The organism is Acidiphilium cryptum JF-5, from assembly GCF_000016725.1.
In the GTDB taxonomy this organism is placed as follows: domain Bacteria; phylum Pseudomonadota; class Alphaproteobacteria; order Acetobacterales; family Acetobacteraceae; genus Acidiphilium; species Acidiphilium multivorum.
In genome coordinates, this window is the sequence record NC_009467.1 from 60,591 (window position 1) to 83,938 (window position 23,348).

A 23,348-nucleotide genomic window follows, 5' to 3' on the forward strand; every position below is an offset into this window, starting at 1 on the left:
TCCGATGAGGCTACATCCGCAATGAGGGCAATGCCGCGGCGGTGAGCGAGAAAGACGGTCAAGGATGGCTTGGCGCACTGCTGGCAGGGTGGGTTGGGGAGGCGGACCGGGGACTCTTTTTTTTCCGTCCCGCCTGAGCGAGCCTTCGGGATTGCAAGAAGGCGTAGGCCATCATCGTCATCAGGGCATGGCGGTGGAGGCCAGTCCAGGATCGGCCCTCGAAGTGGTCCAAGCCGAGTTCCTCTTTGAGTTGCTGATGGGCCTGCTCGCAGATCCAGCGCGCCTTGATGGCGCCAGCCAGAGCTCTGATCGGGGTGTCGGCAGGCAGGTTCGAGAGATAGTATTTTCGTTCGCCATTCGAGCGATGCTCACCCACCAGCCAGGCTTCCTCTCCCGGCATGTGCTGGGCACCGGCAGAACCGATTCGCTGGGGCGCGCCATCAGCAATGCGTACCCTCATGGCGGCAAAGCGGGCTGTCAGACGCCCCTTTGTTCCCTTGCGCCAACCGAGCTGCCGCCACTTCGCGCCTTCGAGCATCGCTTGTGCCGCCATGGATTTGACGTCGGGCACATGACGCACCCGTGGGCGACCGCGGCCTGCGACCGGGAAGATCAGCTGCACATCCGCCGGATAGACCTTCTGGTGCCGGGGGATGCCGACAGCCCAGCAAAGGCCGCGTGTACTCAGCGCCTGCCGGAACGGAGCCGACAGCCCGTAACCGGCATCGGCCAGCACACAGCCGAAGCGCACGCCGGCAGCGATGACGCGATCGATCTCCTCGATCGCGATCTCGGGCTTTGTGCGGTATTCCTGGAAACAGGCAGGCACGCCCGCCTTGTCCATGCGCGCGATATCGCTCGTCCAGCTTTCCGGCAGAAATAACCGCAAGCTCAGCATGAGCGGAACTGCGCCCGAAGCCAGCGTCACCGACACCAGCGTCTGACAGTTGGCATTCTTGCCGAGCGCCGTAGCATATTGCGGCGCGACGCCAACCGAGGCCTTACCCTTCTTGGGCAAGGCGGTGTCGTCGATGATCAGCCAGGCTTCATTGCCACCAACCAATTTATCCGCTTGGTCCCACAAGGTCGCTTCCAGTGGCGCGCTGTCCCACAGACCAGCCCCGATGAAATGATGCAGCCGGTCATAGGAAATGGCGTCCGACCGGGCCGCCATGGGCTGGATGCTTTTGCGATCACCCGGCCCGATCAAGCCGGCGATATAAGCCGGGCACATCCGTCGTCGCGTCTTGTTGCCCAGACCTTTCAGATAAGGGGCAAGCCACCGCTCCAGATCTCCCTGCCAGTCCTCGTCCATCGCCAGCCTCCATCAAAGCTGGCTCCCCATGAATCACGCAATCCGTGCCATGGGAATCCTAAAAATCAGATTTCTGCCAAAGTAGTGCTATCGCCCGCAGACAAACGAGAAATGGCTGCCATCACCGATGTTGGGCAGCCGCATTCACCGGCGCAAGCCGGCCGGCAAGCCGATGCCGCGACATGTCGCGCGGGCCAATGGCGCGAAATCGTCGATCCGCGCCCATGTCGAACACGTCTTCGCCCATCAGAAGAACAGATTCGGCCGGTTCATCCGTACCATCACCATCGAAGAAGGGCCGCCACGCCTCGCTTACGAATCACAAGTGATTCAGACGACGCAAGACCCTGCGGCGCATAACCGACTCTGCCGACTCAGTTTGTTTGCGGACGGACACTAAGTAATTTCCGATACTATCAGTGTCGGCGCGAATCATCTATTCTATAAAATTGAACACGCGAGCGATCGCCTTCGAAACGGTGTTTCGGGAGTATCCGCCATGATGACGACGTCGCTTGCGGAATCGGCAGTGTCGACGCTGATGATCAGTCATACAGACGTTGCGGAAACGACCACATCGTAAGCCAGTTGTCCGGCGATCCAACCGCGCACAATCCCGCCAGTGGACCCACCAGGAATTAGACAAGATGCAGCCAAATCTTCAGATTTGTTCCGGTAGGCTACACGGGCCCACAAAGCACATACTGCGATGGCTAAGTGCCCCCGGGACAACCGATCGACACCGTCGAGTAGACCACGCCTACCGCGATCCGCCTGCCTTGTTGCCCCTGATCTGAATTGCGACAAACCCACGCAGCGGTCGACAATTTTTTTGGCACTGAAGCCGAAACAATCGGCGCTACATCTGCGTGCCCACTAGTGCGCTGTCGGCTTAAAACCAGACCGACGAGTAAGTTTTTGTTCCTCAGAACTGGGTGCATACCACCCGCCGACTATCGCAGATACACTTGTGCGTTCGGGGCGGGCATTACGTCAAACAGTGGTTTCGGGGAACCGTCCAATTGCACATCGGGATCCACTCGTCATCTTACGACGGAAAACGGAAAGGATGATCACCATGCAAAAGAGTTTCAGGATTGCACTGGCGCTACTCGTCTTGATAGCCGTAGCGCCCCTGCTTGACGGCTGCCATACGACTGCCGGTGTCGGTAGGGACATCTCTTCGGGAGGCAATGCGCTCACAAGCAGCGCGGTAAAGCACACGCCATGACGGCCCGCACCAAATCAATCCAAATCAAGGCCATAACGCAGATCCTGACCCTGGCAACGATGATCTGCGTGTGTGTAAAGGATCCGCATAACATATAACGCCAAGACGTCGGCCAAAATCTCGATAACGGCGACCGTGTTGCTCGACGACAAGCGAACGTCGGCGTATAGCAATCACGTCCGCAGCGAGACCCATCGGCCTAGCTGCTACCCATTACGAAGAATCCCGATCCATTGCATCGATCATTCTGATACTTCCAATCGTCCTCTTGTAGGGTGGCGACTGTTACTACGGTTACTTTTGCATCTATTATAGCGGTCGTAGCTTTTGAGGGCTACTCGGCCTAACCATCATCGCCTTGGTTCTGATAATGCTATTCGGCGGCATTCATCGCTGGGTCTAATACTGACCGCAGCTAGGTGCCTTTTGGCTTGTGCGAGCACGCTCTGGCAGTGTCCCTGTAGACGTCTCTTTCGAGGGGTGCGCCGTTATTCGTACTTTGCAGTATCAGATCGCTAGGGAGATCATGGGGTAACGGTTGCTGAGATGCCAGGCGGGCCGCTGGCTCCTTAATTGGCTATCAAGCCTACAGCCAACGCGGACGCTCCACCCCGTACTGGCAAGATTGCAATGCGTTTCCTGTAGGATAGGAAAATCGACTGGAGGAGCGCCGTGGTCTCAAATTGAAGGAATGAACTCATGTTAGCCAACGAACAAATGATTGCGCCATTTCCGCCAGGATCAGTGGAAAGAGTCGCCTTGCAATCACAGCAGTATCCGATGCCCAAAGGCTATTATGATCGCAGCCGTAATATGACATGGTTGCAACTTCTCTCGAAGGAATTCGGAAAGGCGGGGATTGATTGGTCAGTAACCCATTCGGATAGAAACGTTACGGTGCGTTTTCGCTCTGATGCCGAGGGTATTCTTTGGACGACGCGCACCTCGTCGGGCGGCTAGCGCGCTCACGGATACACTTAATCCAAACGGCGTACCTCGAACTACCTCGTCCGTGGCGGCACCAGTGCTGCCAGTGCAAGGCACCACGACCACGCAGATCTTACGTTCGACAACAACTCAGTAAGGTCGGGAAGTTAGGTATCAATTGGCTGCATCAACATTTGCTGATTGATCTCGCACCGATCCGGTGCAGCCGGGCATCGGTCACGGTGTAGGCAACACTTGACCAGATTGACCTGCAAAATAGTTTGGAACGGATACGCTCATGGGCCTCATCCTGCTTATATTGGTGCTGATTTTTCTCTTTGGCGGTGGAGGATACTACGGTTACCGGTCGGGTTATTATGGAGGACGCGGCTATGGGGGAATCCTGACCCTGCTCATCGTCATCCTCGTGCTATTCCTGTTGTTTGGTGGCAGCTTTCACGGCCCGATGTCCCATTGATCGGTGTGGTCCGACCCCGTTCGGGTGGATTCCGGACGCCGGATCCGCATCCTGCGAGAGTGCTGGCTACGGCATATTCCGACACGCACTGCCCGCATTCAGCCTGATGCCGGGAAAAATTGGGCTTGCCGGGACGGGTAACCGCCTCGACACCCCGGGCGGGGTGGGTTTTCTCGAGATATAAGGGGAGATGGCCGATTTGATTACGGACCAGAACAGTAAGCCGCAGCAAGGCGAACTGCCGACCACACACATCGACGCGCTGACCAACTCGTTTTCGCAGTTCCTGCGCATCGAAGCCACGAGTGGTGCCGTTCTCCTGTTGGCCACCGTCGTTGCATTGACGCTTTCCAACTCACCCTGGTCCGATGGCTTCAGATCTCTTTGGGAGACACCAATCGGCATTCAGATCGGTGCGTTCCAGTTTCTGCGCTCTTTGCGGGATCTGATCAACGACGGTCTAATGACGCTGTTCTTCTTCATCGTCGCGCTCGAGATCAAGCGCGAAGTGGTGCTTGGTGAACTTCGGAACCCGCGCATGGTGGCTCTCTCGGTCGTAGCTGCGGCAGGAGGCATGCTTGTGCCCATGGGCTTGTATCTGGCGCTGCAGCATGGCCAACCTGGGCAGCATGGTTGGGGCGTCGTGATGCCGACCGACACAGCTTTCGTCATCGGCTGCCTGGCGCTCCTTGGTTCGCGTGTGCCTCCGGGCCTACGCGTCTTCCTGCTATCGCTTGCGGTCGTCGACGACCTTGCCGCCATCCTCGTGGTCGCCGTCGGTTACAGTCGATCAATCGACTGGACTGCCCTTGCGCTCGGCGCCGTCGGACTGGTGATAATTCGGGGGATGGCATTACTCGGCGTTCGTAACATCCGCGTCTACTTTCTGGCTGGGGCAATAATCTGGCTCGCCGTCAATGCGTCCGGCATCCACGCGACGATTGTTGGTGTTATCCTCGGGCTCATGACACCGACGGCTGGCTGGGTGAGCGACCAGCGTCTGGGGGAAATCTTGCGAAAGGTGCTCTCCTATCCCCCGGGAGATCATTGGAGTGGCGATACCGAGGATAACCGGGCGCTGCAGGTTGCCGGTATCGCGGTGCGCGAGACCCGAGTTGGACAGTGGGGTGAGAACGGATGGGGAACGAATGGATATAAGTCATTGATATATAATGGGTGACATTTGGGCGCGAAAAATGTGTAGTAACAACAGTTTTGGCTGAATGGCAGTTTTTTGTTGAATTCGGCATGGCATTGCCGTCACAACATCAGCATGTTCGTCGTCGAGAGAGTCGCCCGCGGCCACAGCTATCTCTACCTCGTCGAAAGCGTGCGCGTGGGCAAATCCGTCCGCCAGCGCACCATCAAACCCCTCGGTCGCAAGGATGTCCTCGCCGCATCCGGCGAACTCGACAGGCTCGTCGCCTCCATCGCACGGCACGCCGAACGTTCCATCATCCTCTCCGATATCGATGCCGGCCGGATCGCCGCCCACAGGATCGGTGGCCCCCTGCTGTTCGGCCGCCTCTGGGACCGGCTCGGCATCGGCGAGGTGCTCAACAACCTCCTCGAGGGCCGCCAGTTCGGCTTTGCCGTCGAGCGCGCCGTCTTCGTCGCCACACTGCACCGGCTGTTCGTCTCGGGCTCCGACCGCTCCTGTGTCGACTGGATGCAGAGCTACGCCATCGATGGCGCGGAGGATCTGGCGCTGCACCACTTCTATCGCGCGATGGCCTGGCTGGGCGAGGAACTCGGCGACAGGCAAGCGGGCGCCCTCGCGCCACGTTGCGTCAAGGACGTGATCGAGGAGCAACTCTTCGAACGCCGGCGCGACCTGTTCACCGATCTCAGCCTGGTGTTCATGGATACGACCTCGCTCTCCTTCTACGGCGAGGGCGGCGAGACGCTGGGCCGGCGTGGCCATTCGAAGGATTATCGCCCCGACCTCGCGCAGATGATCCTGGCCCTGGTGATCGATGCCGAAGGGCGGCCGATCTGCACCGAGATGGTGCCGGGCAACACCGCCGACGTGAAGATCCTGATGCCGGTGGTCACGCGCCTGCGCGAGCGCTTCGGCATCACCCGCGCCTGCGTGGTCGCCGACCGCGGCATGATCAGCGCCGATACCATCGCGGCACTGGAAGCGCTGGGGGTGGAATACATCCTCGGCGCGCGCGAGCGCACCAGCCGGGTGATCCGCGACGTCGTGCTGAAGGACAAGGCCGCGATGGTCCCGCTCGTGCTCGATCGCCAGCATGGCGAGACCCAGCTGTGGGTGAAGGAGGTCCGGATTGGCAAGGGCAAGGCGGCCCAGCGCTACATCGTCACGGTCAATGAGGCCGAGGCGAGAAAGGACAGGGAGGACCGCCAGGCCATCATCGACGGGCTGCAGGCCCAGCTGAAGAAGGGCGACAAGGCGCTGGTCGGCAACTCGGCCTACCGACGTTATCTCCGCAGCCGCGGCAACGCCTTCGAGATCGATCCGGGCAAGCTGGCCGAGGAGGCCCGCTTCGATGGCCTCAGCGTGCTCAGGACCAACGCAAGGGTCACGCCCCTGCAGGCCGTGATCCGGTATCGCGACCTGCTCGAGGTCGAGGCCCTGTTCCGCGCCGCCAAGGCCAGCTTCGATACAAGGCCGATCTTTCACCAGGCTGACGCCGCGATCCGCGGCCACGTTTTCTGTTCCTTCCTGGCCCTGACACTCGCCAAGGAACTGAACCGCCTGTGCGGCGCCAGGGGCTTCCAGCCCGAATGGCAGAAGTTGCTGAACGATCTCGACAGGCTCCAGCAGGCAACCATCGAAAAGGGCGGCAAGGTCATCACCACGAGGACCCACGTCACCGGCCAGGTCGGCAATGTCTTCAAGGCCGCCGGCATCGCGCTGCCCCACAACATCAGCGAGCACCCCGCAGACTGAAGCCGCGGCCACGCACCGCCGACCCAACGCCCCAAAAATGTAGTGGCAACACCCGCACGCGGGCAAATAAACTATTGATATCACCAGACTTTATAAAACCAACTGTCCAAGTGGGGCGAGACGTTGTCGCCCGTCGAGAGGCTCGAGGCCATGCTCCATCCCTGGGTCGCCTTCGGCGTTATGCCGCTTTTCGCGCTTGCAAACGCGGGGGTACCGATCACGATCAAGGGACTTATCAACCCAGTCTCGCTGGCGGTGATGGCGGGCTTCGTCCTCGGCAAGCCGATCGGCGTCACAGCATTCGCATGGCTGGGGGTGCGCACGGGTGTCGCCATTCGGCCGGCGGGGCTCACCTGGGGGGGACTTGTCGGTGGGGCTCTTCTTACCGGTATCGGATTCACCATGGCGCTGTTTATCGCCGGCCAGGCATTTCAAGATGCCACGCTCAACGCAGCGAAGCTGGGTATCCTTGCTGCCTCAGTCGTCTCTTCTGTTGCTGGTCTCACGCTGCTGTGCGCGTTGCCTCGGAGTGACGGAACGCTCGATGCCGATTTCCACTGAACCGGTCGTTGAGCGCCCGGGTCAGCGTCAGACGTTCAGCGCTGCGTCGGCCGTCAACGCCAAGGGCGGGTTCTGGTACTGCACCTATGAGGGCGGCCTGACCGCCGAACTGTTCGTGCATTTGCTGCGTCAGTTGGTGCGCCATCGCGTGCGCCCGGTGCGTAAGCGCTATCTGAATGACGGCCTTGCTTTTGCGAGCAAGCGCTACACGGCGGCTGGCAGAGCAGCCTGAGTTTTCCAGTTCCACGGCATCAGGCTGCCGATTTCGTTGGCCTTGGTGCGTCCGGCGACGATGCGTTGGATTACGTCGGTGAGCCGGGCGAGCGGTTCGACGCCGCTGAGCCTGGCGGACCTGATCAGCGTCGCCATCAGCGCACAGTGCTCTTCGCCGGTGTCCGGTGCGACCTCATGATGCCCGGTCCTTCGAAGCACTCCTACGAGTGCTCGCAGGAGCGGCTCCTATCGCCTCAACCGGCTCCACTTTGAAAATAACAGGAACACAGACGTCGCTCATGCCCACAAACATCAGCCTCAGACGACATTACAGCAATAAAGTCGTCCCCACTGTCGCGCGACGATCAACGTGAGAATCCGGCGTCATATGTGGACGGCCTCGTTGGCAAGACATTTTTTGTGCTGAACAAACTGGTCGGCAGCGGTCATATGTCCGGCCTTCCGGTGCGGTGCATTTGACCGCTGGCCTGTTGATTTCCACCGAGATCTGACCCGGGATTTTCATCGAGAATTGATCCGGGTTGAAGGTATGTCCCGCGTTGCGAGGGACGGTCAAGCTGCTGGTGATTTATCCTTTCTGGCTTTGGGTTTGGTGGCGCTGTCCTTGAAGCGGAAGCTGTCATTGCCGGTCTCGATGATGTGGCAATGATGGGTCAGGCGGTCGAGCAGGGCTGTGGTCATCTTGGCATCCCCGAACACGCCGGCCCATTCGCTGAAGCTGAGGTTGGTGGTGATGATGACGCTGGTGCGTTCGTAAAGCTTGGAGAGCAGGTGGAAGAGCAGTGCACCGCCTGACGGGCTGAACGGCAGGTAGCCGAGTTCATCGAGGATAGCGAGGTCGAGGCGCAGCAGGCGCTCGGCGAGCTGGCCTGCTCTGTTCATTGCCTTTTCCTGTTCAAGAGCATTGACCAGATCGACGGTGGCAAATAACCTGATCTTTTTGCGGTGATGTTCGACCGCCTGGACGCCCAAGGCAGTGGCCATATGGCTTTTGCCAGTTCCGGGGCCGCCGATGAGCACAACATTATCGGCTCCATCCATGAAGTCGCCGCGGTGCAGTTGCCGGATCAGGGCTTCGTTCACCTCGCTGGCGGCAAAATCGAAGCCGGCCAGGTCCTTGTAGGCGGGGAACCGGGCTGCTTTGATCTGGCAGGAGATGGACCTGACCTCGCGCTCGGCCACCTCCGCCTTCAGCAGCTGGGAGAGAATGGGCACAGCCGCATCGAAGGCGGGGGCGCCTTGTTCGATCAGCTCGCCAACGGCCTGGGCCATGCCGAACATATTGAGGCCGCGCAGCATCACCACCACGGCGGCGCTTGCAGGATCATGACGCATGGCGCTGGTCCCTGTCGCGCAGGGCGTCATAGCGCTCGACATTGGCAACCGGCTCGCGTGTCAGACGCAGGACCTGAGGTGCGTCGATGGGGGCTGCCGGCGGTGTCTTCCCGTCCGTCAGCCGGTGCAGAACGTTGATGACATGGATCTTGGTGGCAACGCCCGCCTCGAGCGCCAGTTCCACGGCGCACAGCGCCGCCTGCTCGTCATGCTGAAGCACAAGGGCGAGGATCTCGACCACCTCACGGTCGCCGCCGGGGCGCTTGAGAAGCTGGGTCTGCAATTGCCTGAAGGCTTCCGGCAGCTCAGCGAAGGGCGCGCCATTGCGCAAAGCCCCAGGCTTGCGCTGAAGGACGGCGAGATAATGCCGCCAGTCATAAACCGTTTGCCCGGCAGGTGATGACCGCGCTCTATAATCCGCGGATGCTCGCACAGAATCTGCCCCTCCGCGGCGACAACGATCCGTTCCGGATAGACCCGCAGGCTCACCGGCCGGTTCGCAAAGGATGCCGGCACGCTGTAGCGGTTGCGCTCAAAATGCACGAGGCAGGTCGGTGACACACGTTTGGTGTGCTCAACAAAGCCATCGAAGGAACGCCCCAGCGGCATCAGGCTAGCGCGCTCGGTCTCATGCACGTCGGCGATGGTGCCAGGCAGAGTGCCGTGCTGGATTTGCCCCCATTGCTCGATGCAACATGCCTCAAGCCAGGCGTTGAGCGCAGCCAGGTCAGGGAAGCTGGGCAGAGACTGCCATAGCCGGCGCCGTGCATCCTGCACGTTCTTCTCAACCTGTCCCTTCTCCCACCCCGATGCCGGGTTGCAAAAATCCGTCTCGAACAGATAATGGCTGGCCATGGCGGCAAAGCGTGTAGCGCGACAATCAGGATGAGAAGCGCGACGATCAGGATGAGAAAGTGATCGCGACCTCGGAACGTTAATCGGATTGGTTTGATGCTGGCAAGCGGGTTTCGGCGACTTGATTGTCGTGGCGCGACAATCTGCCGTTTTCGGTGATTGTCGCTCGTGTGGGTGGGCGTCCTGGTCCGGTTCGTCGTTGGATGGCGGTTTTGCGGCGATAGCTTTCGACGTTCATCTCGAAGATGGTGGCGTGGTGGACGAGGCGGTCAACGGCGGCGAGTGTCATGGCGGGATCGGGGAACACCTTTCCCCACTCGCCGAAGGGCTGGTTGGCGGTGATCATCAGGGACCGGCGCTCGTAGCGTGTGCTGATGAGTTCGAAGAGGACTGAGGTTTCGGCCTGATCCTTGGTGACGTAAGCGAGGTCGTCGAGGATCAGCAGGTGGAATTTGTCGAGCTTGGCGATGGTGGCCTCGAGGGCGAGTTCGCGACGTGCGATCTGGAGCTTCTGGACGAGGTCGGAGGTGCGGGTGAACAGCACGCGCCAGCCATTCTCGACGAGGGCGAGGCCGATGGCTGCGGCGAGATGGGACTTTCCTCCGCCGGGTGGGCCGAAGGCGAGGAGATTGGCGCCGGTATCGAGCCATCCGTCGCCGGAGCAGAGGGCGAGGACCTGGGCCTTGGAGATCATCGGCACGGCCTCGAAGGCGAAAGTGGCGATGGTCTTTCCGGGCGGCAGCCTGGCTTCGAGGAGGTGGCGCTCGATGCGCCTGCGGTCGCGCTCGGCGACCTCGTGCTCGGCGAGCGTGGCGAGGAGGCGTGCGGCGGGCCATGCTTCCTTGTCGGCGCGGGCGGCGAAGTCGGGCCAGACCTGCTTGATGGCGGGGAGCCTGAGCTCGTTGAGCAGCAGGGTAAGGCGCTGGGCGTCGACGGTGCGTGCGGTCTCGCTCATGCGGCTGCTCCCTGGAGCAGGATGTCATAGCTGGCGAGCGGCATGGTCGGGATGGTGAGTGCGGGCAGGCTGGCGGGATCGGGTGCGAAGCGCTGGCGGATGGCATTGAGGTCGGGCTGTCGGCCGGCGTTGCTATCGGCGGCGAGGACGCTGGCGAGTTCAGCCTCGCAGGCACGCTCATGGGCGATGGCGAGGAGTTCGACCATGATCCTGCACGCGTCCCTGGGCGGTGTCTGCTCGAGCAGGTGCTCGAAGGTCTGGCGATAGGCATCGCGCGGGAAGAGCTGGTGGCGATAGACGAGATTGAGCAGCGCCATCGGTTTGCGGCGCAGGCTGTGGATGACGTGGCGGTAGTCGACGACGTGGCCGTGTCTGCCATCCGGTTGTGGCCGGCCGCGGGGGAGTGTCATCAGCGGGGTGGCGGCGAGGAACAGCTCGAGCCGGTTGTCATAGAGGCGGACGCGGAGCCGCTGGCCGATCAGGCGGGAGGGGACGGTGTAGAAGACCTTCCTGAGGGTGAAGCCGCCGGAGGAGGTGATGGTGACGACGGTCTCCTCGTAATCGGCGGTGCGCTGCTCGGGGAGTTTCTGCAGGGCGGCGCGCTCGGCGTCGATGCGCTCGGCGTGGCGCCGGTTCTGGCGGCCGACGATCTCGGCGATGAAGCGGCGATAGGCTTCGAGATCGACGAAGACTGTGCTGCCACGCAGGAGAAGGGCGTCGCGGACCACGCGCTTGAGATGGCCGTGGGGGCTTTCGATGGCGCCGTTCTCATGAGCGACACCGCGATTGTTGCGCGACGGGGTCATGCCGTAATGGGCGCAGAGCGCGTCATATCGGCGGGTCAGGTCGGCGACGTTCTCGGCGGCCAGGTTGCGGAAGGCGGCGGAGAGGCTGTCGCTGCGATGTTCGCGCGGGGCGCCGCCCAGAAGCCAGAGGGCGTTCTGCAGCCCCTCGGCGAGGGCGACGTAGCTCTCGCCGCCCAGGATGACATGGGCGTGCTCGAAGCCGGACCAGACCAGGCGGAAGTGATAGAGCCGGTGGTCGAGCGGGGCGCCGGCGACGATGATGCCGAGCTCGTTCATGTCGGTGAAGTCGGACAGGCCCATCGCGCCCGGCTCATGGGTCTGGCGAAAGATGACCTCCTGCTCCGGCCCGTGCAGCGCGCGCCAGGTGCGGATACGCCGCTCGAGCGTCCGCCGGACACCCGGGGCGAGATCGGGATGCCGCCGGCACATCTCCTCGAAGATCGCCACGGCCCTGAGGCCGGGCGCGGCTTCCAGCAGCGGCACCACCTCAGCGTCGAAGATCGCCGCCAGCGGATCCGGGCGGCGCCGGCCGCGTGGCGGCTTCGCCGATGATGGCAGGTGCCGCTTCTGCTCCAGCCGGTAGCCCGCGGCCGTGCTGAAGCCGGCCCTGGCGGCCGCCAGGGCAACGCCGTCTGTCTGTCGATATCTCATGAAAAGCCTCTTCTGGTGGTCGTTGATGTGGCGGCCGGGCACGAAGGTCTCCCCGTTGCGAGGAGGCATCCTCCGCGACCCGGCCGGCCGCGACCACGGCGGCGCCCTGGCAAGGACGCCGCCCGGCTGGGGAGGCACCGGCTCCGGGCTACGCCCTTCGCCGGTGCCTCCCCAGCCGTCTTCTCATCCTGATTGACGCCGGATTCTCACGTTGATCGTCGCGCGACACCGGGGTGCATAACCCCGCCGTGAAAGCGGCGATGACCGACAACGTGAACATGCGGCTGCCAGTGCCGGTGCGGATCGTTCATGCGGCGATTTATCAGCGCGACTATAATGACCTCGGCTTCGTGTGCGGGCAGGTAAAGCACGGGCAGTGGCAGTTTTACGTGGTGGATATGAGCCTAGTGCAGGTAGGAAAATATGCCCAAACGGTGCGCCGGCTGCCATGAGACTTGTGCGCGGATAGGCGACGATACTGGAAAATGTGAGGAGTGCGCCGGGCTCCGTCAGGTTGCCGAGTCTTGGTGTGGCACCTACCCCGGGTCTTGATGATCGACATCGAAGCCCCGCCGCTCAAAGGGTACCGCTTCCCGGGGTCATGTGTGGAACGGCCCTGGATTCAAGATCGACGGTGCGAGAATTTGGCGGCGGCACGAATGCGGTCATGTGTCCGGCCTGTTGGCGCGGCATCATGGCCGCTGGCCCAGATGGGTTCCGCGAATGACGTCCAAACACTTCTGCGGCACGAGGGCGTAGAAGCCGATAATCACCGCGTCAGCCTGATCGAACTGGGCTTCGAGGAGGGACAGGGCGGCTTGTTCGCGACGCCGATGAGTGGTGACGCACTGCACGACTGGCTTCGGGGTGAGGGCGATGCGTGAGGACGGCGATGATCAGGGTCTCGGGGTTGGAGCCGACCGAGCGTCCTCAGCCGGGATCGAATTGCTGCGACGGATCCGGAAGGAGCAATCCCACCTCGCTCGGCTACGTCTTCGGGGTCGACCGGCGCCTGCCGTCTTGGAGGCCGTCCTCACAGCCCAATAAAGCGACAACATCGCAGCCTCGCGGCCACAACAACCTTTGGCTCGTCAGGCTATTTGCACCAAAGCCACCTAAATTTCAGTTACGGGCAAAGTCAAGGCAATTCACATCCGATGCCGTGGGCCGTCCCACCTCAATACTTTTCAGTGGCAATCAGAAGACGATCATCAACACGCGATCAATGTCCCCTTATGTCAGCAGTATATGGCGCAATTGAGCAAGTCCGGAGTCCTGCCACAAAAATGGTGCCGCCCATCCGAAGGATGTTCCGGCCAGCGAGAGCAATACCCAGGCTGCTCGTTCGCCGTGTCGCAGGCTCGCTGTGGCGGTCCAACTGGCGACCGCAGCCAGGCTGCATGCAACGACGACCATTGGTGCGTTGAGGTGCCAGAAATATGTCGCCAAGGCGCCCGAAATCGGTGGCAGCAACAGGGCCGCAAGCGCCGTGGCCGGTTGGGTTTGTTCCCGCTGGTTGAGCCCGAGGCGCCAGATGATCAGCCAGCTTCTTGGCGCGATAGTTGCGCACATCAGCGCCAGCGCAACAAACGCTGCCGCGAACTGGCCGCCAAACGAGGCCAGCCAGGCGCTGTGAAGGACTTCCTGTGGAGCCGCCCCGTGCAGGATCGCGTTCCATACAGCGATCGCTTCGGCGGGCGGGCGCCCAAACATCGCACCGCTTAATATCATCGATGATACAACAATGAAGCCTGGTAGAAGTACAATTGTGAATAGTGCGACTGCAGCGGAAATGCTGTTCATTTCACGAGAGGCAAGTGGCAAGACGATTAATGTGGGCGCTACCCAGTAGATTGCATTTGGCCAAAGGACGAACATCGCGGCGACGCCAACTCCGAGCAGTATAAGTGCCCGCGTATCGGCGATCGCTTCGACGCGATCGATCGCCAGAATCAGGAGGCCCACCACGATCGTGTAAAATATCATTGTGCCTGCGCGGTCGCCGGCACCGACTGGCATCCCCATGTCGCCGCCATCATTCAGGTCGAGCGCGCAATCGCCACCCGCAATCCCGAAACCGGCCTGCTCAAGCTGACACACGACACCGCCTTCTACGTCGCCAACACATCCCTCACCGCCGCCATCGCCGCCAAGGCCATCCGCGCACATTGGGGCATCGAAAATTCCTCCCACTATGTCCGAGACGTCACCTTCGCAGAGGATCGATCCCGGATCCGAACCAACCCTGGCGTCATCGCCCGATTGCGCAGCTTCGCCTTCAACATCCTGATGAACAGCAAACCCAGCGCCAGCACCCTCAGCCAGGACCGCTACCGCGCCGCGCTTGCCGACCTCTACCACATCCTCGCTCTCAATCACTATCCCAAAGCGTTGAACAGCCATGGAGTCTATTATGGGCCAAAGGTATACTTGGCAGCTTCGGATCAATTCGTTGTTATTTTGGTTGAGACAGCGTATTGGTTGAGTAATTGATCCGGAACAGGAGTATCGGCGCCATGAAACCGCCGCAGCCTGCCGCCCGGCAAACGCGCCATCAGGCGGTAACAGATATAGCAGCCATGACAACGCCGGGGCGATTCCTTGTCGTGGGCATTGGCGCGTCCGCAGGCGGACTCGATGCATGCCGCAAGTTGCTCGACGCGATGCCCGATGGGTCCGGGATGGCGCTGATCGTCGTCCAGCATCTCGATCCCAACCATCCGAGCATGATGGCCGATCTGCTGTCGGGGCATACCGGCATGATGGTGCGCGAGGCGGCGGACGGATTGCCGGTCGAGTCTGAAACCGTCTATCTCATACCACCCGGCACGTATTTGGCGGTTGACAGCGGTGTGCTGCGCCTGTCGCAACCTCTGGCCCACCACGGGGCACGCCTGCCGTTTGATTTCCTGTTGCCCTCGCTGGCCACCTGCTATGGGACGCAGGCGGCGGCGGTCGTGCTCTCGGGCACCGGCGCGGATGGCAGCATCGGCATCCGTTCGATCCGCGAACATGCCGGGCTCGTCATCGCCCAGCATCCGGGCGAGGCCGCGTATGATGGCATGCCGTCCAATGCGATCGCGACCGGCATGGTCGACGCCGTATTGTCGCTTGCCGAAATCCCCGCCCGCCTGATCAGCTACGCTCGTTCCCTCGATAGATCGTCCGAACGTGAACCCACCCCCGATCAGCCGCCGTTCGAGGCCATCATCGCGATGGTGCTTGGCAGCACCGGGCATGATTTCACGCCCTACAAGAGGGGCACCCTGCAGCGACGGATCGAGCGGCGGATGGCGCTCGCCGCCATAGATCCCGGCAACTTGCAGGCCTATCTCGACATGCTGCGCGGCAATGCGGCCGAACTCGACCTGCTGGCAAAGGACTTGCTGATCAACGTCACCAGTTTTTTCCGCGATCCGGAGATCTTCAAGACCCTGGAGGAGCAGGTGATCCCGGATCTGATCGCCCGCCACCCCCAAGACCTGCCGATCCGCATCTGGGTCGCCGGGTGCAGCACGGGCGAGGAAGCCTATTCCCTGGCAATGCTGTTTCGTGAGGCGCTGGACCGCGCGAAATCGCAAAGCCAGATTCAGGTCTTCGCCTCCGACATCGATGCCGAAGCCGTTGCTGCTGCGCGCGAGGGTCTTTATCCGCCGAGGATCGAAGCCGAGGTCACGGCAGATCGGCTCGGCCGCTTCTTCATCCGCGAAGGCGACAGCTATCGCATCGTGCCCGAGTTGCGTTCGCTCGTGGTGTTCACCGTCCAGGACCTGCTGACCGACCCGCCGTTCTCCCGGCTGGATTTTGTTTCGTGCCGCAACCTGCTGATCTATCTGCGGCCGGAGGCACAGGCGAAGGTCATGTCCCTGTGCCGCTTCGCACTGCGTAATGGCGGCATCCTCCTGCTAGGCACTTCGGAGACGACCGGCCGCGCCGACCACGGTTTCTCGGTCATCTCCAAGAAGGAGCGAATCTATCAGCGCGACGGCCCGCTCATGCCGGGCGATCTGGGGTTCTCGATCGGGATCGGCGATACGCTACGGCTACCGCCGCTGCGCCGCCCTCCTGACGGTCCGCCACGCCCGGCGAGCCTCGCCGAACTTTGCGGCAGACTCGTGCTCCACCTTTATGCGCCGGCCGCTGTGCTGATCAATGCGCGTCGCGAAACCCTGTTCTCACTGGGGCCGACCGAGCGCTTTCTCAAGGTGCCGCCAGGTCCTCCATCCCATGACCTGTTGGCTATGGTCGACCCCGGGGTCCGTGCCAGGCTGCGCGGGGCGATCCAGCGCGCCACAGAGGGCGGTGGGCGCGTCGTGGTCGCGGGCGGCACCGTGGAGACCCTGAGTAGCAGCATGGCGTTCGACATCGAGGTCTGGCCGGTTCCGGAGACCGGGGAAGCGGCGCTGCTGGTCTGTTTCATCGAACGCCAGCCGGACAAACCGCGCGCGCAAGGCAAGACCGGCGAGGAGAATGCCCCGCGGGTTGTCGAACTGGAGGGCGAACTTGCCGCCACCAAGACCGAGCTGCTCGGGGTGATTCGCGAACTGGAGAGAGCCGGCGAAGATCAGCGCGCGGTCAACGAGGAAGCGCTGTCGATCAACGAGGAGTTCCAGTCTACCAATGAGGAGTTGCTTATCTCCAAGGAGGAGCTGCAATCGCTGAACGAGGAACTGATCGCACTGAACGGCCAGCTGCAGGAAACCCTCGAACGCGAGCGAAACGCCTCCAATGACCTTGAGAACGTGCTTTACAGCACCAACGTGGCAACGCTGTTCCTCGACCCGGCGCTCAATATAAGGCTGTTCACACCGGCCACGCGGGAACTGTTCAATATCCTTCGCGGCGATATTGGTCGGCCGCTCGCCGATCTGACCGGGGTTGCAGGCATCGAAACCCTGGCTGACGATGCTGCTGCGGTCTTGCAGACTGCAATTCCGGCGGCGCGCGAGATCGAGGCGCCAGCAGGCCGCTGGCTGACACGTCGAATCCTGCCGTATCGCAACCATGACGGCGGGGTTGACGGCATCGTTGTCACCTTCGCCGACGTCACCGAACAGAAGCTTGCGGCAAGCGCCCTGGAGGCCGCCCGACAGCAGGCTGAGCAGGCGACGCTCGCGAAATCGCGATTCCTCGCTGCGGTAAGCCACGATCTGCGCCAGCCTCTGCAAACGATAGCGCTCCTGCAGGAACTACTGACGGAAACGACAAGTGGCAAAGCCGCGCTGGGGCTGATCCAGCAGATCAAGCAGACCACCTCAGTGATGGCCGGCATGTTGAACACCCTGCTCGACATCAATCAGATCGAGGCCGGCACCGTGAAGGTTACGGTTTCGACGTTCGCAGTCGACGAGATCCTGCGCGATCTTCACGATGAATTTCATTTTCAGGCGGAGGAGCGGAACGTCCAACTGCGCGTCGTAGACAGCACCGTGGTGATCGCGAGCGACCGTGCGCTGCTCAAGCAGATGCTGCGCAACCTGCTGTCGAACGCCATCAAGTACACGCAATCCGGCAGGATCCTGCTCGGCTGTCGGCGTCGGCACGGCGGACTCAGCATAGAGGTCTGGGACACCGGCGTCGGCATTCCCGAACCCGAATGGACTGCTATTTTCGACGAACATTATCAGATCGACAATCCGGCCCGCGAACGTGGCCGCGGCCTCGGGCTCGGGCTTGCGATCGTCCGGCGCGTTGGTGAGTTGCTCGGACACCCGATCGAACTGCGTTCGCGCATGGGCAGGGGGTCGATGTTCGCGGTCCAGGTGCCGTTGGCCCCAGCTGTGTCGGCCGCGGCACAGGCGGAAGCCCAGACCTCCCGAGCCGTCGCACTGGCGTGGCGTCCCAAGGCAATTCTCTTGATCGAAGACGATCCCGATCTGCGCCGACTCCTCGTGCAGTTTCTCGAAGGCATGGGGCACCGGATTGAGGCAGTGCCAGACGGACCAGCAGCAATGGCGCGGGTCGCTACCAGCGACTTCCGACCCGACCTCATTCTTACTGACTACAATTTGCCGAGTGGCATGTCGGGCACCGAGGCGGTGACGGCGTTGCGCAAGCGGCTGGACGCGCCGGTCGCCAGCCTGATCCTGACCGGCGAAATTTCCAGTGAGACGTTGGCCGAGATCGAGCAACACGGGGCCGTCCGGCTCAATAAGCCGATCCTGCCCGGCGAATTGGCCGCGGCGATCAGGAAGATAGAAACCGGCGAGCGGTCGCCGACGAATCCCATGCACGGCGAGGCGTGCGTCGGCATCATCGATGACGACAAGCCTATTCGTGACAGCCTGTCCGCCCTGCTCGGCAAACACGGATGGCAGGTTGCCGCTTACGTCAGCGCTGAGGATTTCCTGCGCGACGGCTGCCAGCTTTCCCATGCCTGTCTGCTACTCGACGCGCGCCTGCCCGGCATGTCGGGCATCGACCTTCTGAAACTGTTGCGCAAGGAAGCGAACGAGACGCCGGTCATTATCATGACCGGCCAGGGTAATGTCCAGCAGGCAGTCATGGCGCTTCATGCGGGCGCTGCGGATTTCATCGAAAAGCCCATTGCGGTTGCAGATCTACTGGCGGGTATAGACGCCGCGATCGAACTGAACTCGAACCAGGTCCGCCGGGCCCAGGCGCGCGACGATGCGCGGCAGCGCCTGGGCATGCTGACAGACCGGCAACGCGAAATCATGATGCGTGTGCTTGCCGGCCACCCGAGCAAGAACATCGCTTCCGATCTTGGCATCAGCCAGCGGACCGTCGAGGCGCATCGCGCCGCGATCATGAAGAGGACTGGTGTAAGGTCACTCCCTGCCCTGACACGGCTGGTGCTGTTGACGGACATGTTCCATGATAAACAGGCATAGATCGATCCTGATCGGAAAACGCTTGCTGATTCCGGGCTCAATTCGCCCGGGATTCCGAGATTAACTCGCCCGGGATTTCGGGAATTATTCGCCCACCTGTTCCGACTTTTATTCGCCCAGGCGGGCGGGGTTGGCCGGATCGGATTGAGGTCTCTGCTGGCTGGTTCAGGTTCCCTCCCTTTGGCTGATCGAGGGAGCGGACGAATGCCAGTGGAGCGGATTGCGATGCGCGATGTGCGCCAAATATTCTGACGACGGACAGGAAATGTCTTCAAGGCCGCCGGTATCGCGCTGCCCCACAACATTAGCGAACACCCCGCAGACTGAAGCCGCGGCCACGCACCGCCGACCCAACACTCCAAAAATTTATTGATGGGGTGGACGCCCCCCGACGGCATCTATGTGCCAAGGTAGGTGTCAACACACCTGCAGGAGGAGGCGTCCGTGGCCGAGGTTACTACAATTGGACTCGATATCGCAAAGCACGTTTTCCAGGCGCATGGCGTTGATGCCGATGGCCACAAGGTCTTCAGCCGGCGGCTCACGCGGGCAAAAGTGCTGGAGTTCTTCTCTGCGCAGCCTCGCAGCCTGGTGGCGCTGGAGGCCTGCGGCGGCGCACACCACTGGGTTCGCGAACTTGCGAAACTGGGGCATGATGTCCGTTTAATCCCGCCAGCTTACGTCAAGCCGTTTGTCAAGCGCAACCAGAAGAACGACGCAAATGATGCCGAAGCAATCAGCGAAGCCGCGCAGCGGCCGAACATGCGTTTTGTCGCGGTCAAGAGCGAGGAGCAGCAGGCCTCGGCGCTGGTTTTCCGTACCCGAGATCTTCTGGTGCGGCAGCGCACGCAACTGATCAACGCGATCCGCGGTCACATGGCCGAATACGGCTGGGTTGCTCCGAAGGGCCGGATGTGGATGGCGTCGCTGCGCGAGGTGATCGATAGCGACAACTCGCTGCCGGTAGCAGCCCGCGACATGCTCCGGGTCATGCTGGTCATGCTCGATGGGCTCGATGGGCTCGATGGGCTCGATTTTCAGATCGCTGATCTCGACAAGGAAATCGCCCGGCGAGCTCGCGAGGACGAGGATGTGCGGCGCCTAATGACGATCCCGGGCATCGGCCCGATCGCGGCGACGGCTATTTGCGCTCTGGCGCCACCCGCGGAGACTTTCGCGCGAGGGCGGGACTTTGCCGCCTGGGTAGGGCTCACACCATTGCAAAAATCGACTGGCGGCAAGCCCAGGCAGCGGCGGACAACGAAGATGGGCGAGCGAACCTTGCGGCGTTTGCTGATTATCGGCGCGAGTACCTTGATCCGACACGCTAGCAAGAAAGGCCCGACCGAAGGAGGCTGGCTTGCTTCGATGCTGACACGCAAGCCGCGAATGTTGGTCACGGTTGCACAGGCCAACAAGACCGCACGCATTGTGTGGGCCGTGCTCACAAAGAAAGAGGATTATCGAGCTTCGGTAGCTGCAGCAGTATAAACTGCCAAGCTACTGAGGCTGGCGGAGAAGGTAGGCGATCGAAGGAGAGTATGACACAACCGTCGGCGAGACGGGGTCGGAAAACCAGTTGTTACCAATGTGCGCGAGCACGCTGTAGTGTTTTGGATCCGATCCGCGAACTCCCATACAGGCCCGCAGAACATCTCTGCACCCAGAGGCCGGACAGATGGCAGCATCCGACACCTGTGCACCCTCAAATTTGCGCTTGCTTTCCGCGGGGCGTCCACAGATGCCGCCTCGATGTCGCGGTGGCGGGCGATCATCGCATCCGCCGCCTCGGTGAGGGCGGCGCTGCCGGCGCGGGGCATGCGCGCGAGGGCGGCCATTTCGATCAGTTCGCGCATGTCGGCCACCTCGGCGGCGAAACCGTCATGGAATTCCCGCAGGATCCAGCCGCCGCGCGGCTGCTTGGCGATGAGCCCGAAGCGGGAGAAGCCGATCAGGAATTCGCGGACGGAAACGGTGCTGGCATTGCTGTCGCGCGCCAGTTCGGCTTCGGAGAAGGTGTGCCCGGGCCGCCAGTCGCCAAGGAGGACGCGCTGCATGAAGACGCGTTCGATATGCTCTTGCGGCCCGTCGGTTTCCGACTCGGTGTAATAATCCGTGCGTTTGGGGCGGCGCATGACGCGGGGGCGGGCCGGCCCGCGCTCGAGAATCCCGCTCGCGATCATGGTTTCGATGGCGGCGCGCACCGTAGTGCGGCTCACCCCGAACTGACGGGCAAGCACGCTCTCCGACCCGAATGCGCCTGGCTCTGCCGAAAGGCCCCTGATGTAGTCGAGCAGGGCGTTATTCGTTCGCTTCAGCAACGTGTTCGGCTTTGCCATTCCTTCTGCTCGGCGCGGTTCAGGGGACAAGAAAAAGGCGGCCACATGTCGAGAACCGCCAGGAAAGGGAAATGTTTTTCACGGGTGTATGACAGAAAAGCGTAACCAAGGCCCCTTCTCCCAATATCGACATTGCGCCTGACTCGCCGCGCCTTCAAGGGCCAAAGAGCTACCTCGTCCACAATACCTCTGGATCGTGCCCCGGCACGCTCGTCTGGGGCAGACCTGAGGGGCAGGAGGGGGACGAGAAAAAGGCGACCCGGGTCCGATCCGCCTTATCAGGTTCTATTGCGCAAGAATGGATAAGGCAGATCCCATGACGCCTTCGTCCAAGAGGGTCACATTGTGACCGCCCCGTCGGGTCTTCAAGCGGGATCGATGTTTTGTGTTGTGCTGGGGGGAGGTTGCGGGAGGGAGCGGGATCTCCCCATGTCCTTTTCCGAATTTTCGGTAGTGTCCGGGGTCGTGGTGGACTTTTGGGCCCTGTAACGGTGTAGTTTGAGGTGGCCATCGGATCAGTCGGCTATGGTGGAGTTGCGAGACTTCAACCTGAAGCCTGGAGAACCCGATGACCGAAGATAGATTACCACTGGCTGAGCTACTGGCCAAAGCCGGGGACGGCGATTTTCTGCGCAGCGTTGCGGAGGCGGTGGTTCAACTGCTGATGGAGACGGATGTGGATGGGCTGATCGGCGCCAGCCGCTACGAGCGCAGCGGCGAGCGCGCGACCTATCGCAACGGCTACCGGGAACGCGCATTGGACACGCGGCTTGGCAGCTTGCAGCTTCGGATCCCGAAGCTGCGGCAGGGGAGCTACTTCCCGCCGTTCCTGGAAGCTCGCCGGACCTCGGAGAAGGCGCTGGCCGCGGTCATCCAGGAAGCCTGGATTGGCGGCGTCTCGACCCGGCGGGTAGACGAGCTGGTGCAGGCCATGGGGCTGACGGGGATCAGCAAGAGCACGGTCTCGAAACTGTGCAAGGACATCGATGAGAGGGTGAACGCCTTCCTCGACCGGCCACTTGCCGGCGAGTGGCCGTATCTGTGGTTGGATGCGACCTATCTCAAGCAGCGCGAAGGTGGGCGGATCGTCTCAGTTGCAGCGATAATCGCAGTGGCGGTGAACACCGACGGTCGGCGCGAGATCGTCGGCCTGCACATCGGCCCGTCCGAGGCGGAGACCTTCTGGTCGACCTTTCTCAAGAGCTTGGTCCGCCGTGGGTTGCGTGAGGTGAAACTGGTGATCTCCGATGCTCATGAAGGGTTGAAGGCGGCGATCCGCCGGGTGATGGGGGCATCCTGGCAAAGATGCCGCGTTCACTGGATGCGCAACGCCTTGTCCTATGTGCCGAAGGGGCAGCAGAGCATGGTGTCTGCAGCGTTGCGTCAGGCGTTTATCCAGCCGGATCGCGTCAGTGCCAGCCAGACCCTGCGCCATGTGGCCGACCAGCTCCGGGGCAAATGGCCAAAACTTGGCGCGTTCATCGACGACAGTGAAACCGACGTGCTGGCGCACATGGACTTTCCCGCCCAGCACCGAACCAAAATTCACTCGACGAACCCGCTCGAACGCCTGAACAAGGAGGTCAAGCGCCGCGCCGATGTCGTCGGCATCTTTCCCAATGAAGGTTCGATCATCCGCCTGATCGGGGCCGTGCTGCTCGAGGCCAACGACGAATGGCAGACACAGAACCGCTATATGCAGATCGAGGGAATGGTCGAACTCATGGCACCCGCCATCGATGCCGATACACCACGAATTTCCACCGTCGCCGCGTGACCATTGGCCGCTTCAGCTACACCAGAATTTCCACCACATTGACGGACGCTATCTGGTATCGGGACCGCCGGTCGGTAACCCCTATATCCCCAAATAATCAGTTCGCACCGCGG

16 protein-coding genes and 5 pseudogenes are annotated in these 23,348 nt (G+C 61.7%); 14 read left to right on the forward strand and 7 right to left on the reverse strand.

The genetic code is table 11. The features are described 5' to 3' along the window. Positions 1-58 precede the first annotated feature (58 nt). Positions 59-1,315, reverse strand: coding sequence for an IS701 family transposase (locus ACRY_RS00230; RefSeq protein WP_011930501.1), 1,257 nt, complete (start codon positions 1,313-1,315; stop codon positions 59-61). Positions 1,316-1,403: 88 nt separating this feature from the next. Between ACRY_RS00230 and ACRY_RS19325 the strand changes: the two are divergent. From ACRY_RS19325 to ACRY_RS00260, 8 genes and pseudogenes are all read left to right on the forward strand, one after another. Next, positions 1,404-1,598 (forward strand): annotated as a pseudogene (locus ACRY_RS19325) (IS5/IS1182 family transposase); the annotation flags it as partial. Positions 1,599-2,393: 795 nt separating this feature from the next. Beyond that, complete coding sequence (locus ACRY_RS18225) at positions 2,394-2,546, forward strand: entericidin A/B family lipoprotein (protein ID WP_155856291.1); 153 nt, start codon at positions 2,394-2,396, stop codon at positions 2,544-2,546. A gap of 699 nt (positions 2,547-3,245) precedes the next feature. Next, positions 3,246-3,506, forward strand: a complete 261-nt coding sequence (locus tag ACRY_RS19330) for a hypothetical protein (protein WP_155856278.1) — start codon at positions 3,246-3,248, stop codon at positions 3,504-3,506. A 265-nt stretch (positions 3,507-3,771) separates the two neighbouring features. After that, positions 3,772-3,951, forward strand: coding sequence for a DUF3309 family protein (locus tag ACRY_RS00240; protein ID WP_043508774.1), 180 nt, complete (start codon positions 3,772-3,774; stop codon positions 3,949-3,951). A gap of 199 nt (positions 3,952-4,150) precedes the next feature. Then, a pseudogene (locus tag ACRY_RS00245) lies at positions 4,151-5,062 on the forward strand (Na+/H+ antiporter NhaA); the annotation flags it as partial. A gap of 162 nt (positions 5,063-5,224) precedes the next feature. Then, positions 5,225-6,868: an IS1634 family transposase gene (locus tag ACRY_RS00250; RefSeq protein ID WP_011930535.1), complete on the forward strand. Its 1,644-nt coding sequence runs from the start codon at positions 5,225-5,227 to the stop codon at positions 6,866-6,868. Between the two features lie 117 nt (positions 6,869-6,985). Next, positions 6,986-7,429 (forward strand): annotated as a pseudogene (locus ACRY_RS00255) (Na+/H+ antiporter NhaA); the annotation flags it as partial. Further along, positions 7,413-7,661 carry a transposase gene (locus tag ACRY_RS00260; RefSeq protein WP_011930533.1) on the forward strand — a complete coding sequence of 83 codons (249 nt, stop codon included), beginning with the start codon at positions 7,413-7,415 and terminating at the stop codon, positions 7,659-7,661. The pseudogene ACRY_RS00255 and the gene ACRY_RS00260, both read left to right, overlap by 17 nt. Here ACRY_RS00260 and ACRY_RS18230 read toward each other — a convergent pair. The 5 genes and pseudogenes from ACRY_RS18230 to istA all read right to left on the reverse strand — a co-directional run bounded on the left by ACRY_RS18230 (position 7,634) and on the right by istA (position 12,307). After that, positions 7,634-7,798, reverse strand: coding sequence for a transposase domain-containing protein (locus ACRY_RS18230; RefSeq protein WP_231295204.1), 165 nt, complete (start codon positions 7,796-7,798; stop codon positions 7,634-7,636). The two genes, ACRY_RS00260 and ACRY_RS18230, sit on opposite strands and share 28 nt — an antisense overlap. 417 nt (positions 7,799-8,215) lie before the next feature. Beyond that, the gene (istB, locus tag ACRY_RS00265) at positions 8,216-8,998 is read right to left on the reverse strand and encodes an IS21-like element helper ATPase IstB (protein WP_011930532.1); all 783 of its coding nucleotides are present in this window, start codon (positions 8,996-8,998) and stop codon (positions 8,216-8,218) included. After that, positions 8,988-9,865, reverse strand: a pseudogene (locus ACRY_RS18235) (Mu transposase domain-containing protein); the annotation flags it as partial. The pseudogene ACRY_RS18235 and the gene istB (ACRY_RS00265), both read right to left, overlap by 11 nt. A 67-nt stretch (positions 9,866-9,932) precedes the next feature. Beyond that, the gene (istB, locus tag ACRY_RS00275; RefSeq protein ID WP_011930482.1) at positions 9,933-10,808 is read right to left on the reverse strand and encodes an IS21-like element helper ATPase IstB; all 876 of its coding nucleotides are present in this window, start codon (positions 10,806-10,808) and stop codon (positions 9,933-9,935) included. Further along, positions 10,805-12,307, reverse strand: coding sequence for an IS21 family transposase (gene istA, locus ACRY_RS00280; RefSeq protein ID WP_419465237.1), 1,503 nt, complete (start codon positions 12,305-12,307; stop codon positions 10,805-10,807). Before istA ends, istB (ACRY_RS00275) begins: the two co-directional genes overlap by 4 nt. Before the next feature lie 218 nt (positions 12,308-12,525). Here istA and ACRY_RS00285 point away from each other — a divergent pair, with 218 nt between their 5' ends. From ACRY_RS00285 to ACRY_RS00305, 5 genes and pseudogenes are all read left to right on the forward strand, one after another. Continuing rightward, the gene (locus tag ACRY_RS00285; RefSeq protein WP_043508777.1) at positions 12,526-12,717 is read left to right on the forward strand and encodes a hypothetical protein; all 192 of its coding nucleotides are present in this window, start codon (positions 12,526-12,528) and stop codon (positions 12,715-12,717) included. 99 nt (positions 12,718-12,816) lie between these two features. Next, positions 12,817-13,149, forward strand: a complete 333-nt coding sequence (locus ACRY_RS19335) for a hypothetical protein (RefSeq protein ID WP_155856279.1) — start codon at positions 12,817-12,819, stop codon at positions 13,147-13,149. A gap of 1,054 nt (positions 13,150-14,203) precedes the next feature. Then, a pseudogene (locus tag ACRY_RS20510) lies at positions 14,204-14,504 on the forward strand (hypothetical protein); the annotation flags it as partial. A gap of 277 nt (positions 14,505-14,781) precedes the next feature. Further along, complete coding sequence (locus ACRY_RS00300) at positions 14,782-19,119, forward strand: chemotaxis protein CheB (RefSeq protein WP_011930530.1); 4,338 nt, start codon at positions 14,782-14,784, stop codon at positions 19,117-19,119. A gap of 444 nt (positions 19,120-19,563) precedes the next feature. Then, a complete protein-coding gene (locus tag ACRY_RS00305) occupies positions 19,564-20,610 on the forward strand; it encodes an IS110 family transposase (RefSeq protein ID WP_011930529.1) in 1,047 nt (348 codons plus the stop codon). On the opposite strand, the gene ACRY_RS00310 is transcribed toward ACRY_RS00305, so the two are convergent. Next, positions 20,580-21,458, reverse strand: a complete 879-nt coding sequence (locus tag ACRY_RS00310) for a GntR family transcriptional regulator (protein ID WP_011930528.1) — start codon at positions 21,456-21,458, stop codon at positions 20,580-20,582. The genes ACRY_RS00305 and ACRY_RS00310 overlap by 31 nt on opposite strands. A gap of 568 nt (positions 21,459-22,026) precedes the next feature. Here ACRY_RS00310 and ACRY_RS00315 point away from each other — a divergent pair. Continuing rightward, a complete protein-coding gene (locus ACRY_RS00315) occupies positions 22,027-23,235 on the forward strand; it encodes an IS256 family transposase (RefSeq protein ID WP_011930484.1) in 1,209 nt (402 codons plus the stop codon). Positions 23,236-23,348: the final 113 nt, after the last annotated feature.